Below are 15268 nucleotides of genomic sequence, written 5' to 3'. Positions count from 1 at the left end.
GGTTACTGCTGGCAGGCCGCGGTGTCGAGCTTGGCCGACTTCACGATCGTGCACGTGAACACGTGCGACACGCGCCAGCCGCCCTCGGCCGCCACGAATTCCACCGAGGCGCCCTGCACCGGCTCACCGTCGATGGTGACGTCGGCGGGCGCCTTGAGCTTCCCGTCGACCGGGGCCTCCACGGCGGTGATCTTGGCCTTGACCTTGTTGGTCTTGGCCGCCTCGACGAACTTGTCGACCAGGTTCGGGTCGCGGTCGGCGTCCTCGATGAAGGTGGCCTTCTCCTCGGCGGTGAGCTGTCCGGCCAGCGCCTTGTCCAGGCGGGCGTTGAGCTCGTCGACCGTGGGTGCGGGCAGGTTCGGCCGCGGGGTGGTCATCGGGGCGTCACCGTCCTGGGTGCCGTCGACCTTCTTACCGTCCCCGAAACCCGCGCCGGCGGTGGTGGTCGGTGCGGACGCGGACGGCTCGTTGCTGCTGCAGGCGGTGACGCCGAGTGTGGCGACGGCCAGCGTCACAGCGGCCACCGTGTTGAACATGCGGTTTTTCACTGAACTCCCCAGAAGAGATTTGGCTTGCGAAATAGTAAGTGCCGCAATGGCACTGAAGCTGCTACACCTCGTAGCCTGCGGTGCAGTTCCAGTTGATGATCACCGCACCCGCGCCACGATTGGCGTTGATCGCGTTGCGCTTGGCCGCGCGCAGCGACGGCGCCGACGCCCAGCTGTACGAGCGGCGCGATTCCGCCAGTGCCGCGCAGCCGTTGCGCCACGAGACCTTCACATCGCAGCCGGGACCGCCACCGTTGCGCTGGCAACTGGCGATGGCCGCGGTCTCGGCCGCGGCGTAGCTGTCGTAGTTGGCGGTGATGCTGGATGCGCCGTTGCGCGACAGCGCGAGTGCGCCGTAGTTGTCGGCCTGCGCGTGCGCGGGACTGATATTTCCGGCCAGCAAGGCACACACGGTCACGATCATGACCATCGCGCCGGTCAAAACTCTGTTCACTTGTTCCCCTTCGACATCTCGGGTCCTCGACCCGATCGACCGGTGACAACGTACCGAGTCGGACATCTCGGGCGCCAGTGGAAGCGGGCGCGAACGGCCGAAATGTAGGAGATCAGCAAGGATTCCGTAAGTCGGGCCCGGCGAAACGCGCTTCCACGCGACATTTCCCCGCGCTGACCGGGGCGCTGCGACCTGCGCCTCCATCGCCGATCACCGTGCGCACCCGGGTGGGACCTGTGTTGCGGATGGTCTCGGAGGTGCTCGAGCGGCTAGCCTGATGTCCATGGCAGGTAAGTCCCGCAGCACCACGACCTCTCGTGCGCGGGCGGGATCGACCAGGGGGCAGAACCCGGCGTCGCGGTCTCGTTCGGCGACACCGCGAGCCACCGCAGCCCCGCGTGGGCGCACGACCCCGGCTCGCAGGCCGGTCAAACGCGCCTCCAACACCGCGCCGCTGGCGGTGATCGGCCGCGGGATCGGAAGCGGCTGGACGATGTTGGCGCGCGGACTCGGCGCCACCACCCGCACGCTGAGCCGGGCAGGCGAGCTCGATCACGGACACCGGCGCGACGGCATCGGGTTGGCCTTGATCGCGTTGAGCGCGATCATCGCCGCCGCGGTGTGGCTGTCCGCGGGTGGTCCGGTGGGCCGTTTCCTCGAAGACGTGGTGCGCGCGATCGCGGGATCGGCCGCCGCGGTGGCGCCGTTGCTGTTCGTGGCGTTGGCGGTGGTGCTCATGCGCACCGAACCGCATCCGGAGATCCGGCCGCGGCTGGTGCTGGGCGGGTTGCTCGTGGTGCTGCCCGTGCTGGGGCTGTGGCATCTGGCCGCCGGGTCGCCCACCGACGCGCACGGGCGTTCGCGGGCCGCGGGCGCGCTGGGTTACGCGATCGGCGGACCGCTGGGGCAGGGGCTGACGCCGTGGCTGGCGTTGCCGATCCTGTTGCTGGCCATCATGTTCGGCGTGCTGTTGCTCACCGGGACCACCGTGCGCGAGGTGCCGTCGAAGCTGCGTGAGTACTTCGGTCTCGGCGAATATGCCGACGACAGCGACCCTTACGGCCCGGACAACTATGACGCCGACGGACTCCCGGTGCACCGCAACCGAACTCGTCGACGCGCCGCCGCCGACGAACACGAGCCCGACCTGTTCGGTCCGGAGGCGATGGGCGAACCGCCGTTGCGCGACGCCAAGCCGATCGAGGAACCTCCCGCACCGGCCCCGGCCCCGGCCCCGAAACCGGCGCGCAAGCGTCCGGTGGTCGCGCCGGTCGTCGACCAGACCCCACCGCCGCCGCCGGAACCGGAGTTCGTCACCGATCGCGTGGTCGACGGCGACTACACGCTGCCCCCGCTGACGCTGCTGCTGGACGGCGACCCGCCCAAGAAGCGGTCCGCGGCCAACGAATCGATGATCGAGGCCATCACCGAGGTGCTGGTGCAGTTCAAGATCGACGCCGCGGTCACCGGTTTCGTGCGTGGCCCCACGGTCACCCGGTACGAGGTGGAACTGGGCCCCGGCGTGAAGGTCGAGAAGATCACCGCGCTGGCCCGCAACCTGGCCTACGCCGTGGCCACCGAGAACGTGCGGCTGCTCGCGCCCATCCCCGGCAAATCGGCCGTGGGCATCGAAGTGCCCAATGCCGACCGCGAATTGGTGCGCCTGGCCGACGTGCTCAAGTCCCCGCACACCCGCAACGACCACCATCCGCTGGTCATCGGCCTGGGCAAGAACATCGAGGGCGAGTTCGTCTCGGCGAACCTGGCCAAGATGCCGCACTTGCTCGTGGCCGGTTCGACCGGTTCGGGTAAGTCCAGTTTCGTGAACTCGATGCTGATCTCGCTGCTGCACCGGGCCACGCCCGAAGAGGTCAGGATGATCCTGATCGACCCGAAGATGGTGGAACTGACCCCGTACGAGGGCATTCCGCACCTGATCACGCCCATCATCACCCAGCCGAAGAAGGCCGCCGCGGCGCTGGCCTGGCTGGTGGAGGAGATGGAACAGCGCTACCAGGACATGCAGGCCAACAAGGTCCGCCACATCGACGACTTCAACAAGAACGTGCGCTCGGGCAAGATCACCGCCCCGCTGGGCAGCGAACGCGTCTACCGGCCGTACCCGTACATCCTGGCCATCGTCGACGAGCTCGCCGACCTGATGATGACCGCCCCGCGCGACGTCGAGGACGCGATCGTGCGCATCACCCAGAAGGCGCGTGCGGCCGGCATCCACCTGGTGTTGGCCACCCAGCGCCCCTCGGTGGACGTGGTGACCGGCCTGATCAAGACCAATGTGCCCTCGCGGCTGGCCTTCGCCACCTCCTCGCTCACCGATTCCCGGGTCATCCTCGATCAGCCGGGTGCGGAGAAACTGATCGGCATGGGCGACGGCCTGTTCCTGCCGATGGGTCAGGGCAAGCCGACCCGCCTGCAGGGCGCGTTCATCTCCGATGAGGAGATCCAGGCGGTCGTGGAATTCAGCAAGACCCAGGCCGAACCCGAGTACCAGGAGGGCGTCACTGCCGCCAAGGCGGGCGAGGTCAAGGACGTCGATCCCGATATCGGCGACGACATGGACGTGTTGCTGCAGGCCGTGGAGCTGGTGGTCACCTCGCAGTTCGGGTCGACGTCGATGTTGCAGCGCAAGCTGCGGGTCGGGTTCGCCAAGGCGGGTCGGTTGATGGACCTGATGGAAACCCGCGGCGTCGTGGGTCCCAGCGAGGGTTCCAAGGCGCGCGATGTGCTGATCAAGCCCGACGAGCTCGACGGGCTGCTGTGGTCCATTCGCGGCGGCGATCCGGGCGCGTCCGACGACGAGTAGACGCACGTCGGTTTCACGCACCGCCGACGGGGCATCCGCCGGTGGTGACAGCTGTGTGTGAAATCATGGCGAGCGAACGTTCCGCAAAGGCGACTGAAACGGACAATTCGGGCATGATGGACGACATGAACTTCATCGATCGGACCACCACATGCAGGTGACCACGCTCGAGTGGGTGATCACGGGACTGGTGATCCTCGGCCTGTTCGTCTTCGACTTCTTCGCACACGTGCGCACCCCGCACGAGCCCACCTTCAAGGAATCGGGCATCTGGTCCGCGGTCTACATCAGCCTGGCGCTGCTGTTCGGCCTGATCGTGGCCTGGAAATGGGGCGGCACGAACGCCGGGGAGTACTACGCCGGTTTCGTCACCGAGAAGGCACTGTCGGTAGACAACCTGTTCATCTTCCTCATCATCATGAGCACGTTCGCCGTGCCGCGGATGTACCAGCAGAAGGTGCTGTTGATCGGCATCGTGCTGGCGCTGGTGATGCGCGGGGTGTTCATCGCGATCGGCGCGGCCGCGATCAGCGCGTACAGCTGGGTGTTCTACCTGTTCGGCGCGTTCCTGATCTACACCGCGGTGAAACTGCTGCGCGAGAGCGGGCACGAGGTCGAACACGAGAAGGAACGCGACAGCTACATCGTGTCGCTGGCCAAGCGGATCCTGCCCACCACCGACCAGTACGACGGCGACAAGCTGATCACCCGCATCGACGGCAAACGCGTGGTGACCCCGCTGCTGCTGGCGCTGCTGGCGATCGGCTTCGCGGACCTGCTGTTCGCGCTGGACTCCATTCCGGCCATCTACGGCCTCACCGAACAGCCGTACCTGGTGTTCACCGCCAACGCCTTCGCGCTGATGGGTCTGCGTCAGCTGTACTTCCTCATCGGCGGGCTGCTGGATCGCCTGGTCTACCTGTCGTACGGTTTGGCTGCGATTCTGGCGTTCATCGGCATCAAGCTGGTGTTGCACGCGTTGCACGAGAACACGCTGTCGTTCATCAACGGCGGTGAGCACGTGAGCGTGCCGGAGATCTCCACTCCGATGTCGCTGGGCGTGATCATCGGCATTCTTGTCATCGCGACGGTGGCCAGTCTGCTGCGGACACGCCGCACCAACGCCTGAACACGACACTGCCCGGAACCGCAGCGGTTCCGGGCAGTGCTGTGTCCGTGGGTCGGTTATTCGGCGAAAGCGCCCATCACTGGCAGCCATTCGACCACGCGCACCGCGTCGACCAGGCCCAGTTTCGCGAAGGGGTCCTCGCGCAGCAGTTCGGTCAGCGAGCTTGCGTCCTGGGCGCGGAACAGCAGCAGCGCGCCCGAACCGTCGGGGTAGGGGCCGGTGCTGAGCACGGTGCCGGCGTCGACGAGGCCGGTGAGCCAGCCGCGGTGCTCGGGGCGGTTGGTCGCGCGGTCGGCCGCGGTGGCCTCGGAGTAGGTGTAGTGGACAGCGAAGATCGGCACAGTCGATCGCTTTCTTCTAGAGGGTCAGCAGCATGCGGGTATTGCCCAGGGTGTTGGGTTTGACGAAGCTCAGGTCGAGGAACTCCGCGACACCGGTGTCGTAGGACCGGCACATCTCGGCGTACACCTCGGCGGTGACCGGCGTGCCGTCGATCTCGACGAACCCGTGCCTGCCGAAGAAGTCCGTTTCGAAGGTGAGCACGAACACCCGCTGCAACTGCAACTCGCGCGCGACGTTCACCAGATGATCGACCACCGCGCCGCCCACCCCGCGGCCCTTGACCACCGGATCGACCGCGACCGTGCGCACTTCGCCCAGATCGGCCCACAGCACGTGCAACGCGCCACATCCCACGACCACGCCGTCGAGCTCGGCGACCCAGAACTCCTGCACCGATTCGTACAGGGTGACCAGGTTCTTCTCGAGCAGGATGCGGCCCGCGTACTCGTCGACCAGGCGCTTGATCTCGGGGACATCGGAGGTTCGCGCTCGTCGGACGACCACACCGGACACGGGTGCGGCGGAGTGCGCATCGCTGGTCGAACTGGTCGAGGGTCCCCGTGAGGTCATGGGGTGCACAGTAGTCGGCCGGGTTACCGATAGTCTGAACATGTGCCGCACATCCTGTCGTTCCGCTGCTCGCATCGCGCCGGGCTTCACGACCGGACAGCGCGTCATGGATCGGGCGAGCAAACTGTTCGCGTTAGAGCTGAATCTCGGCGCGTTGCCGGTGAGTGCCGAGAGGGCGGGGCATGAGCGTGCGACCCGAAGAGATCGATCGCGGGTCCAGTGCCGCGACACCGTTGCATGGGATGCCGGAACCCGAAGTTCCCCTGCTCAATATCGCGAATGTGTTGACGATCGCGCGCATCGTGCTGGTGCCGCTGTTCGTGTTGGCGCTGTTCGCCGAGGGTGGGCACGACACGCGCTGGCGGGTGATCGCCGCGGCGATCTTCGGGCTGGCCGCGATCACCGACCGCTTCGACGGGCAACTGGCCCGCAAATACGGACTTGTCACCGATTTCGGGAAACTCGCCGACCCCATCGCGGACAAGGCGCTGATCGGTGCCGCGCTGATCGGGCTGTCGGTGCTGGGCGATCTGCCCTGGTGGATCACGCTGGTGATCTGTGGGCGCGAAATCGGCATCACGCTGCTGCGACTGGTGGTCGTGCGGCGCGGGGTGATCCCGGCCGGGCGCGGCGGCAAGCTCAAGACACTGGTGCAATCGGTGGCGATCGCGCTGCTGGTACTGCCGCTGTCGGGGATCTTCGCCACCGCCGGCATGTGGTTGATGTACCTGGCCCTGGCGCTGACGGTGATCACCGGACTGGACTATGTGGGCCAAGCCGCCCGAGTGTGGCTGGCAGGGGGACGGGCGCGGTCGTGAGCGATCCGCTCACCGACGGCGCGCCGGTCGTCGAACTGGTCAGGGCCCTGAACGCGGCGGGTCACACCGTCGCCACGGCCGAATCTCTCACCGCAGGTTTGTTGGCCGCCACGATCGCGGGTGTTCCGGGTGCCAGCGCGGTGCTGCGGGGCGGTCTGATCGTCTACGCCACCGACCTCAAAAGCAGCCTGGCCTGCGTCGATGATCAAGTACTCCGGGTCGACGGGCCGGTCGCCGCCTCGACCGCGCGACAACTGGCCGCCGGGGCCCGCAAGCAGTGCGGTGCGGACTGGGGAGTCGGATTGACCGGGGTCGCTGGACCCGATTCCCAGGACGGGCATCCCGTCGGCACGGTATACCTCGGATTGGCCGGTCCACAGCACAGCGAAGTGGTCCGGTTGAAACTGGACGGTGACCGGTGGACGATCAGACTCGGTGCGGTGCACAGTGCGGTGCGGGAGTTGCTGCGCTGTGTGATAGTCGAGTAGCCGGTTCAGTGTGAAGTAGCCGGGTTCGGGAACCACCGGCTGTTGCTCGACGTTGTGCCAGAAAGAGGTGAGCACCGCCCCAGGCGGTGACACGAGGTGGAGGAGAACCAGATGACGCTGCTGCGGGAGGCAATCGGGGACAGTCTGCGGCGTGCGCGTCTCGCCCAGCATCGAACGCTGCGCGAGGTCTCGACCTCCGCGCGCGTGAGCCTCGGCTATCTGTCGGAAGTGGAGCGCGGCCGCAAGGAAGCCTCCAGTGAACTGTTGGCCAGCATCTGCGAGGCCCTCGACCTGCCCTTGTCGCGGGTGCTGTGGGACGTGAGCACCCTGATGGCCGGCGCCGACGGCTCCGCGCCGCGCGAACCCGCGCTCACCGGGCCCGCCGTCGAACGCGAGCCCGCCGCACAGCCGGAACCCGCGCCCGGCGAGGCTTCCGCGAGCGCGTCGGTGGAGCCCGGCCCGCGCATCGGCATCGCCGAAGACACCCGCATCGTCATCCCGGCGCCCAGAGCCGAGATGCTGGTACTGGTGAAGGGAATGTGAGAACCGATAGATTCTCCTCAGGCGTGCGTCGGTCCGGTCATTCCGGCTACGGGTGCCGCATGGTGAAGGATAAGCACGTATCTGGTGCGTGACGGTCGCGTACCACCAGTCGCTGCAGCGACGCACAGATGGAGGCGGGATCAATCGATGGCTAATCCGTTCGTGAAGGCCTGGAAGTACATGATGGCCCTCTTCGACTCCAAGATCGAAGAACATGCGGATCCGAAGGTCCAGATCCAGCAGGCGATCGAGGAAGCGCAGCGTCAGCATCAGGCGCTGTCGCAGCAGGCGGCGTCGGTGATCGGTAACCAGCGTCAGCTGGAGATGAAGCTGAACCGCCAACTCGACGAGGTCGAGAAGCTCAACGCCAACGCCCGGCAGGCCGTCACCCTGGCCGACCAGGCACAGGCCGCGGGCGACACCGAGAAGGCGATCCAGTACACCAACGCCGCCGAGGCGTTCGCCGCGCAGCTGGTCACCGCCGAGCAGTCGGTGGAAGACCTGAAGGTGTTGCACGATCAGTCCCTGCAGGCCGCGGCTCAGGCCAAGAAGGCGGTCGAGCAGAACGCGATGATGTTGCAGCAGAAGGTCGCCGAGCGCACCAAACTGCTCAGCCAGCTCGAGCAGGCCAAGATGCAGGAGCAGGTCTCGGCCTCGCTGCAGCAGATGGACTCCACCCTGTCCGCGCCGGGCTCCACGCCCAGCCTGGACGCCGTGCGCGACAAGATCGAACGTCGCTACGCCAACGCTCTCGGTTCGGCCGAGCTGGCGCAGAACACGGTGCAGGGGCGGATGATGGAGGTGCAGCAGGCCAGCGTCCAGATGGCCGGGCACTCCAAGCTCGAGCAGATCCGCGCGTCGATGCGCGGTGACGCGTTGCCCACCGGCGGCACCAACGCCGCGATCAACCCGGCGCAGCCCCAGGCCGCACCGGCGACCGACATCACCAAGGGCCAAGCGGCTCAGCAGTAGGCAATCAGGTCCGGCGACGGCGCGGAAACCGGCGGAAACGCCCGGTGACCGCGCCATCAACGGTTTTCGACCGACATACCGGGGGAAGGACACCGATGAGCGGGAAAGTGCGGCGCGTGCGTGCCGAGATCGTGGAACCGGCGGCGATCGCACAGGCGGGTTCGGTGACCCTGCGTGGTGTCGGTGAGCAGGCCTTGGGTGCGGTGCGGCGATGGGCTGATCCGCGCGAACGGGAATTGCGGCGGCGTCGGCGAGCTCGGCGGCGCAGCTTTCAGCTGGGGACTGTTTCGGGCATCACCACGGTCGGCGCGGTCGGGCTTGCGGTGATCTCCGCGCCCGCGTGGGCGGTGGTCGTGATCGGCGGTGGGGCGGTCGCGTTCGTCACCGGGACCGCGTTGAGTGCGCGGCGGTACCTGCAGCTGCGTAGTGCTCCGCTGCCGCAGGCGGCGTTCGTCGCTCGTAAGTCGCCGGGGATTCGGTCGGCCGCACGCGCGCCTATTCAGCGGCTGATCCGGGCTGAGCGTGCGCTGTATGACCTGGGTGCGCAGATCGGGCGGACGCGTCGTCTTCCTGAAGACGAATTGCGTGACCTGCTCGATACGGCTCGGTCCGGTGCTGGGGCTTTGCACGCGCTGGCTACCGATGTGGTGGCCATGGAGCAGGCCGCTGATACCGTCGGGCGTGCTAATCCCGAGACGGTCGCTGCGCTGAAAACCACTGTCAGTGGGGTGGTTTCGCGCTTGGAGACCGGTGTTGTCGAATATGAACAGCTTGTGGCTGCGGCAGCCCGGATCCTCGCGGTTCCCGAGGACAATGTGGTCGCCTACCAGTTCAACGGCATCGTCGCGGATCTGCGTGAAGCCGCCGACCGTCTCGATGGGTGGGCGCAGGCGCTCACCGAACTTGTTGATCCGGGGGCTGAATTGTTCTCCGGTCCAACAGATTCGGGTCACTGATCTGGTTGTCCGTGCCCGCTGAATGTCGGCACGATCCCGGTCGGCACGCTGTCACGCGTGCCGACCGGATTTCGTCAGGCGCTGGTGAAGGCTTGGCGCAGGGCCGCTAGTTCGTCGGGGCGGGGGTCGGTGACGGTGGTGGATTCGGGGGAGTCGAAGATTCGGACGTTCTTCGCTTCGCTGGTGAACTGCGGCCAGCCGGTGGTGCCGTTCGTGGCGAAACCGACCCACGCGGCGTGGATTTCGTCGGCGAGGGCTTGGGGCGGGGTGGGGCCGGTGATGGAGTGGGCGTGTTCGAGCGCGTCGAAGACGAACGGGACTTCGAGCACATGGCAGGCGCCCAGGTCGGGAAGATCTGTGGGCCAAGCGAATTCGTAGACGTGAGTGGGCTGCGTGGTGGCGTTGGCTTCGGCGAAGTCGAAGGTGCCCGCCCGGAAGGTCAGGTCGGTCATGATCGCGTTGAAGATCTCGGCGGGGGTGGCGTCGGGGCGCTGGGTCGAATATGTCTGTGCGACAACGGGATCGATGCCGTAGCGAGTGAGTACGAAGGGCAGCGCGTCGGCGGTGATGCCGGCGGCCAGACCCGCCGGAACGGTGAAGAAACGGAACTCGTCGGCGGTGGTGCCCGCGATCAGTGGGACGGCACGGTCGGGGTGCGCGCGCAGAACCTGCGTCGGCGCGCCTTCGACGATGTCGTTGTCGACCACCGGGAACAGGCTCATGATGCCGCCGCCCATCTGGATCACCGATGCGCCCCACCGCTGCGGATCGGGGTCCATCATCAACGCCAGCGCGACAGCGTTCTGTGCGGTGCGCAATTGATCGGGATCCAGCTTGCCGAAATCTTCTGCGGTAGGTGAGATTCCGAGCTCATCGGCCAGCGCGGCGGACACCTTGCGCGCGTCGGCGGCATCGGCGGCGACCGCACCATTGCCGCTCTGCATGATCGCGCGACGGAACAGCCCGGCCGTGTGGGGCGCGGCGATCAGGGCCGCCACGCTCATCGCACCCGCGGACTCACCGAAGATCGTCACATTGTCGGGGTCGCCACCGAACGCGGCGATGTTCTCGCGCACCCACCGCAACGCGAAGATCTGGTCGTGCAGACCGCGATTGGACGGTGCGCCCTCGAGCTCGGCGAAGCCGGAGATCCCCAGCCGGTAGTTGATGCCCACCATGACCACGCCGTCGCGCGCGAACGCGGTCCCGTTGTAGATCTCCCGCGCGTTGGACCCGCGCACGAACGCGCCACCGTGAATCCACACCAGTACGGGCAGGCCCGACGCCGACGGGTCGGGCGTCCAGATATTGGCGTTGAGGTACTCGTCGCCGGGGATCCCGTCACTGCCGATCAGCGCGTGGATCGGCGCCGGATACGGGCTCTGCGCGCACGTCGCGCCGTTCTCGGTTGCCTCGCGCACCCCGTCCCACGCCGGGGCGGGCTCGGGGAGTTGGAAGCGTTTCGGCCCGATCGGCGCCGCCGCGTACGGCACCCCGAGAAAGCGGGTGACACCGGCCTCGGTACGCCCGCGCAGGGCGCCGCTCGCGATCGTGACGATGGGTTCCATGAAAGTCCTCCTACACAGTGAGCCCCGATTATGGACGCTTGTCCGGCTCGACGTCAGTCGTTTGCCTACGGAACGAGTGGCCCGGCCAGCACGCGTTCGCCCGCGGCCCGGTCGCCGTCCCAGGTGAGTTCCGGGTCGGCGGCGGATTTGCGTGCCCACAGGGTCAACAGCAGGTCCGATGCGGTGCCTGCGAGTTCGGCGACCGGTTCGCCCGGCCCGTAGGTCCAGGTGTTGCCGGTGTCGGTCGCTCGCAGCGACAGCGCCACGTCGGGTTCGGTGGCAAGGCCCCGGTAGATCATCCGGGGTGCGAACAGTTCGAACACCTCGTCGATGCCATCTACGGCGAGATCAGGGTCGAACGGGTCCGGCTTGCCCAGCGCGTTCTGCCCGTCCCACAGGTGCATGAGGGTCTCGTGGCCGCGGCGGCGGCGCCAGAAGCCGACCGTGCGCGGCATGGTCTCGGTGAAGGTCCAGGCCTTCTGGTTCTCGTCGGCCGACAGCGAGGTCGCCAGCGCGTCGGCGGTGGACTCGTACCACTCCCGCATCGCCACCGGATCCTTCGGCGCGGGGGTGCCCTCGTCGTCGCCGCGCAGTTCGGCCACCGCGGTGACCACCCAGGTATTGCCGCGACCCATGTGATCGACCAGGTCGTAGAAGGTCCAGTCACCGCACGACGGCACCGGCGCGGTGAAATCGGTGTCGGGGGTGATGAGTTCGCCGAAGGAGGTGAGCTTCGCGCACAGCAACGCCAAGTAGTCCATACCGCTCACCGTAGTCGGAACGTCGTCGCGGCGCCGGTCTAGGGGTGAACCCTGATCTATACCCGGATATCGGTGCTGACCTGGTGATTTACCGGTGGCGAAGTGGGAGCATCGAAGGTGTCGGATCGCTGGACGGCGGTCGTGGAGCACTAGGAGTCATCATGGTTTTGAAGGTCATCGGCATCGTCGTGGTCGCAGTGATCGCGTTCTGGATTCTGGGGGCGTTGATCGAAGCGCTCATGCCCATTCTGGTGATCGGGGCGATCGGCACCGGCGTCTACCTGCTCTACAAGGCCGTGTCCGACAACGACAAGACCCCGATCAGTTAGCCGCGGATGGCTAGCATGGCGGTGTGGAACAGGTACCCGAGGACTGGCAGCGCGGACTGGTGATCGTCGCGCACCCCGACGACATCGAATACGGGGCTGCCGCGGCGGTCGCGCGCTGGACGGGACAGGGCAAGGACATTCGCTATCTGCTCGTCACGCGCGGCGAGGCGGGGATCGCCGGGATGCCGCCCGCACAGGCCGCGCCGCTGCGGGAGATCGAGGAGATCTCGGGAGCGCGCGAAGTCGGCGTGCACACCGTGGAGTTCCTGGACCATCCCGACGGCCGCATCGAGGAAGGTCTCCCGCTGCGACGGGAACTGGCCGCCGCGTTGCGCAGGCATCGCCCGGAGATGGTGGTGCTGTTCAACTTCGGTGATACCTGGGCTCCGGGAGTGGCCAACAGTGCCGACCACCGGGCAGTCGGCCGATCGGCTATCGACGCGATCTCCGACGCGGGCAACGAATGGATCTTCCCCGAAATCGCTGATCTACCAACATGGTCGGCGCGCTGGGCAGCTGTTGTCGGCCCGGTCGCGACTCACGCCGTGGATGTGAGTGCGCATCTGGATCAGGCGCGGGCGTCGCTGGCCGCGCATCGGCGTTATCTGCAGGTGTTGAGCCCGGTGCCGGTGGAGGAGCAGGTTCGCGAAATCGTCACGTTCGCAACGGGTCCCAAGGAGGGGTTTCCCGCGGCGCACGCGGTGGGTTTCGAACTGTTCACGTTCGCTGGTTGATCGGTTCGGGTCAGTGCATTCGCGCGACGCGGTCGACGACATGTCGCCAGTTCTGCAGTGGGGCAACGTGTAAGCCGACCACCTTGCCCGCGTCGTCAGCTCGTCGCAGCGCCAGGGCTGCGCTGAAATCGGGGTCGGTGCGGAAGGTTTCGACCTCGGCGGGCGTCATCGGTCCGCCCTGGGCGATGAGCGTGCGCTGACTGGAGGGTGACAGTGCGGCCGCATGGGTCGAATCCGTCGCTACCAGAAAGCGTTTCGCGGTCACGTGTAGTTCGATCAGGCGGGCGACCCGCGCGCCGAGCAGTCCCCGCACCGCGGCGGCACCGTGTGCGCCGTGGCCGGCGTCGTCACCGGGGATCAGCACATGACCGATGTCGTGCAGCAGCCCGGCGACCTGGAGTTGCTCGTCATCGGGAAAATCACGCCGCAGCAGCTCCGCGCACTGGCGGTCGTGATCGAGGATGTCGACGGGGTCACCGGTGCGGTCGGCGGTGTCCCACGCGTCGGCACATTGCTCGAGCAGGGTGAACAGGCCGTCGACGGTGCCGATCGGGGTGATGTGGTCCGCATCGCTGGGCTCGGCGTTCTCGATCCCGTCCCGCCTGACATTGTGGCAGGCAGAGGGCGATGCATGAATGTCGCGGCCACGCTCGGGCGGTGTGGGGGAGTCGGGCCTGCGGGGTGGCACGAGATCTCTGTCGCCGTGTTCGTACGGCGCGGAAGGACCGAGACTGTGGACTTGCACGTGATCGCGGCTGCTGGGTTCGTGCGGCGCGGGGGAGCCGGGACTGTGGGGGCGCACGTGATCGCTCCTGCCGATTCGTTCGATGCTGTGGGGTTGCGTCCGCAAGGTAGCGCAGAAGTCGGGGTTGGGTTGGTCGAGGTGGGTGCGGCCTGGGGATATGGCAGGCTGAGCCCATGCGGATAGCTGTGGTGGCCGGGCCCGATCCAGGGCATGCGTTTCCCGCGATCGCGTTGTGTCTGCGGTTGCTGGACGCGGGGGACGAGCCGGTGCTGTTCACCGGGCCGCGATGGCTCGATGCCGCACGGGCGGTCGGGATCAGTGTGCGCAGGCTCAAGGGGTTGGCGCCGCGGCCCACCGACGACGACACCGACGCCGGCGCGCGAATCCACGAACGTGCCGCTCACATCGCCGCCGAGAACCTGCCCGAACTCAGCGCGATGCTGCCCGACCTGATCGTGTCCGACGTGCTCACCGCGGGCGGCGGCATGGCGGCCGAACGGCTGGGACTGCCCTGGGTCGAACTCTCCCCGCACCCGCTCTACCTGCCCTCCAAGGCCCTGCCGCCGATCGGCAGCGGTCTCGCGCCCGGCGAAGGTGTGCGTGGTCGGATGCGGGACGGTGTGTTGCGCACGATGACCGCCCGCGCCGTCCGCGTCGGCCAACGTCAACGGTCGGCGGCCCGCGAAACCATCGGCCTACCCGCCGAGGACCCCGGCCCCACCGCGCGTCTGGTCGCCACCCTGCCCGCGCTCGAGATGGACCGCCCGGACTGGCCCGCCGACACCCACGTCGTCGGCCCCCTGCTGTGGGAACCCACCGACGCCGTCCTCCCACTGCCCCCCGGCGATGCCCCACTGGTGATGGTGGCGCCCTCGACCGCGCACACCGGTGTGGACAACATGGCCGAAGTAGTGCTCGCCGGCCTGGCCGGACTCGGTGTGCGCGCAGCGATCTCGACACTGGACACCCCACCCGCGCACCTGCCCGACTGGGCCACCGCGGGTCTGGGCCGCCAGGACGAACTGCTCACCCACGCGGCAGTCGTCGTCGGCGGCGGCGGACACGGCCTGCTCGCCAAATCCCTTTCCGCCGGGGTCCCCGTGGTGACCGTCCCCGGCGGCGGCGACCAGTGGGAACTAGCCAATCGAGCTGTGCGCCAAGGCAGTTCGATGCTGGTCCGCCCACTCACCCCCGAAGCGGTCGAATCCGCCGTACGCAAGGTACTGGACGACCCGGCCTTCACCGCCGCCGCCCGCCGAGCCGCCGAAGGCCTGACCCAGGTCGCGGACCCGGTCCAGATCTGCCACGACGCCGCAAAGCGATAGCCCGTCGCCCGTCGAGCGGGCGGGGGAGCGGCCCCTGACCAGGAAACGTAGCGCGCAAGCCCGGTCCTTCAGGGCCGGGTTAGCGCATCAACTTCGGCCTTCCTGGGGCGCGGGGCGGCCGTTGCTGTTGCTCGATGTACTGCCTCACGATCGAGTCCGGCG

At 67.5% G+C, this 15268-nt stretch carries 17 protein-coding genes; 10 read left to right on the top strand and 7 right to left on the bottom strand.

Annotated elements, in window-relative coordinates; genetic code table 11:
• Positions 1-2 precede the first annotated feature (2 nt).
• Together ACFWU5_RS25770 and ACFWU5_RS25765 are read right to left on the bottom strand one after the other, a co-directional pair.
• Positions 3-536, bottom strand: coding sequence for a hypothetical protein (locus ACFWU5_RS25770; protein WP_379269332.1), 534 nt, complete (start codon positions 534-536; stop codon positions 3-5).
• 73 nt (positions 537-609) lie between these two features.
• The gene (locus ACFWU5_RS25765) at positions 610-1002 is read right to left on the bottom strand and encodes a DUF4189 domain-containing protein (RefSeq protein ID WP_379269330.1); all 393 of its coding nucleotides are present in this window, start codon (positions 1000-1002) and stop codon (positions 610-612) included.
• A gap of 283 nt (positions 1003-1285) precedes the next feature.
• Here ACFWU5_RS25765 and ACFWU5_RS25760 point away from each other — a divergent pair, with 283 nt between their 5' ends.
• Positions 1286-3826 carry a DNA translocase FtsK gene (locus tag ACFWU5_RS25760; protein ID WP_379269329.1) on the top strand — a complete coding sequence of 847 codons (2541 nt, stop codon included), beginning with the start codon at positions 1286-1288 and terminating at the stop codon, positions 3824-3826.
• 151 nt (positions 3827-3977) lie between these two features.
• The gene (locus ACFWU5_RS25755) at positions 3978-4955 is read left to right on the top strand and encodes a TerC family protein (protein ID WP_379269327.1); all 978 of its coding nucleotides are present in this window, start codon (positions 3978-3980) and stop codon (positions 4953-4955) included.
• Positions 4956-5011: 56 nt separating this feature from the next.
• On the opposite strand, the gene ACFWU5_RS25750 is transcribed toward ACFWU5_RS25755, so the two are convergent.
• Complete coding sequence (locus ACFWU5_RS25750) at positions 5012-5296, bottom strand: YciI family protein (protein WP_379240835.1); 285 nt, start codon at positions 5294-5296, stop codon at positions 5012-5014.
• Between the two features lie 16 nt (positions 5297-5312).
• A complete protein-coding gene (locus tag ACFWU5_RS25745) occupies positions 5313-5867 on the bottom strand; it encodes an amino-acid N-acetyltransferase (RefSeq protein WP_379240836.1) in 555 nt (184 codons plus the stop codon).
• A 182-nt stretch (positions 5868-6049) separates the two neighbouring features.
• Here ACFWU5_RS25745 and pgsA point away from each other — a divergent pair, with 182 nt between their 5' ends.
• From pgsA to ACFWU5_RS25720, 5 genes are all read left to right on the top strand, one after another.
• Positions 6050-6685, top strand: a complete 636-nt coding sequence (gene pgsA / locus ACFWU5_RS25740) for a CDP-diacylglycerol--glycerol-3-phosphate 3-phosphatidyltransferase (protein WP_379269325.1) — start codon at positions 6050-6052, stop codon at positions 6683-6685.
• Positions 6682-7173 carry a CinA family protein gene (locus ACFWU5_RS25735; RefSeq protein WP_379240838.1) on the top strand — a complete coding sequence of 164 codons (492 nt, stop codon included), beginning with the start codon at positions 6682-6684 and terminating at the stop codon, positions 7171-7173. Before pgsA ends, ACFWU5_RS25735 begins: the two co-directional genes overlap by 4 nt.
• Positions 7174-7284: 111 nt before the next feature.
• A complete protein-coding gene (locus tag ACFWU5_RS25730) occupies positions 7285-7716 on the top strand; it encodes a helix-turn-helix domain-containing protein (protein WP_379240839.1) in 432 nt (143 codons plus the stop codon).
• Between the two features lie 147 nt (positions 7717-7863).
• A complete protein-coding gene (locus tag ACFWU5_RS25725) occupies positions 7864-8688 on the top strand; it encodes a PspA/IM30 family protein (RefSeq protein WP_379240840.1) in 825 nt (274 codons plus the stop codon).
• A gap of 95 nt (positions 8689-8783) precedes the next feature.
• Entirely contained in the window at positions 8784-9644 is an 861-nt protein-coding gene (locus tag ACFWU5_RS25720) for a hypothetical protein (protein ID WP_379240841.1), read from the top strand.
• A gap of 74 nt (positions 9645-9718) precedes the next feature.
• On the opposite strand, the gene ACFWU5_RS25715 is transcribed toward ACFWU5_RS25720, so the two are convergent.
• Both ACFWU5_RS25715 and ACFWU5_RS25710 read right to left on the bottom strand, forming a co-directional pair.
• Positions 9719-11212 (bottom strand): carboxylesterase/lipase family protein, encoded by a 1494-nt coding sequence (locus ACFWU5_RS25715; protein WP_379269323.1) that lies wholly within the window; start codon positions 11210-11212, stop codon positions 9719-9721.
• Positions 11213-11277: 65 nt separating this feature from the next.
• Positions 11278-11973, bottom strand: a complete 696-nt coding sequence (locus ACFWU5_RS25710) for a maleylpyruvate isomerase family mycothiol-dependent enzyme (protein WP_379269321.1) — start codon at positions 11971-11973, stop codon at positions 11278-11280.
• 161 nt (positions 11974-12134) lie between these two features.
• Here ACFWU5_RS25710 and ACFWU5_RS25705 point away from each other — a divergent pair, with 161 nt between their 5' ends.
• Positions 12135-12302 carry a hypothetical protein gene (locus ACFWU5_RS25705; protein WP_379240844.1) on the top strand — a complete coding sequence of 56 codons (168 nt, stop codon included), beginning with the start codon at positions 12135-12137 and terminating at the stop codon, positions 12300-12302.
• Positions 12303-12325: 23 nt separating this feature from the next.
• Positions 12326-13036 carry a PIG-L deacetylase family protein gene (locus tag ACFWU5_RS25700; RefSeq protein ID WP_379269320.1) on the top strand — a complete coding sequence of 237 codons (711 nt, stop codon included), beginning with the start codon at positions 12326-12328 and terminating at the stop codon, positions 13034-13036.
• Positions 13037-13046: 10 nt separating this feature from the next.
• On the opposite strand, the gene ACFWU5_RS25695 is transcribed toward ACFWU5_RS25700, so the two are convergent.
• Positions 13047-13838 carry an HD domain-containing protein gene (locus tag ACFWU5_RS25695; RefSeq protein WP_379240846.1) on the bottom strand — a complete coding sequence of 264 codons (792 nt, stop codon included), beginning with the start codon at positions 13836-13838 and terminating at the stop codon, positions 13047-13049.
• A 116-nt stretch (positions 13839-13954) separates the two neighbouring features.
• Here ACFWU5_RS25695 and ACFWU5_RS25690 point away from each other — a divergent pair, with 116 nt between their 5' ends.
• A complete protein-coding gene (locus ACFWU5_RS25690) occupies positions 13955-15106 on the top strand; it encodes a glycosyltransferase (RefSeq protein ID WP_379240847.1) in 1152 nt (383 codons plus the stop codon).
• Positions 15107-15268 lie beyond the last annotated feature (162 nt).

This window comes from Nocardia sp. NPDC058640 (assembly GCF_042716995.1).
Lineage (GTDB): Bacteria > Actinomycetota > Actinomycetes > Mycobacteriales > Mycobacteriaceae > Nocardia.
Note: the sequence above shows the minus strand (reverse complement) of the source record. Positions and strands in the feature narration are given on the sequence as shown.

Bases quoted from the DNA above. Each gene is read 5' to 3' on its own strand.
- ACFWU5_RS25770 (WP_379269332.1), bottom strand. From the start codon at position 536: ATGTTCAACACGGTGGCCGCTGTGACGCTGGCCGTCGCCACACTCGGC.
- ACFWU5_RS25760 (WP_379269329.1), top strand. From the start codon at position 1,286: ATGGCAGGTAAGTCCCGCAGCACCACGACCTCTCGTGCGCGGGCGGGA.
- ACFWU5_RS25755 (WP_379269327.1), top strand. From the start codon at position 3,978: ATGCAGGTGACCACGCTCGAGTGGGTGATCACGGGACTGGTGATCCTC.
- ACFWU5_RS25745 (WP_379240836.1), bottom strand. From the start codon at position 5,867: ATGACCTCACGGGGACCCTCGACCAGTTCGACCAGCGATGCGCACTCC.
- pgsA (WP_379269325.1), top strand. From the start codon at position 6,050: ATGAGCGTGCGACCCGAAGAGATCGATCGCGGGTCCAGTGCCGCGACA.
- ACFWU5_RS25730 (WP_379240839.1), top strand. From the start codon at position 7,285: ATGACGCTGCTGCGGGAGGCAATCGGGGACAGTCTGCGGCGTGCGCGT.
- ACFWU5_RS25725 (WP_379240840.1), top strand. From the start codon at position 7,864: ATGGCTAATCCGTTCGTGAAGGCCTGGAAGTACATGATGGCCCTCTTC.
- ACFWU5_RS25720 (WP_379240841.1), top strand. From the start codon at position 8,784: ATGAGCGGGAAAGTGCGGCGCGTGCGTGCCGAGATCGTGGAACCGGCG.
- ACFWU5_RS25715 (WP_379269323.1), bottom strand. From the start codon at position 11,212: ATGGAACCCATCGTCACGATCGCGAGCGGCGCCCTGCGCGGGCGTACC.
- ACFWU5_RS25710 (WP_379269321.1), bottom strand. From the start codon at position 11,973: ATGGACTACTTGGCGTTGCTGTGCGCGAAGCTCACCTCCTTCGGCGAA.
- ACFWU5_RS25705 (WP_379240844.1), top strand. From the start codon at position 12,135: ATGGTTTTGAAGGTCATCGGCATCGTCGTGGTCGCAGTGATCGCGTTC.
- ACFWU5_RS25690 (WP_379240847.1), top strand. From the start codon at position 13,955: ATGCGGATAGCTGTGGTGGCCGGGCCCGATCCAGGGCATGCGTTTCCC.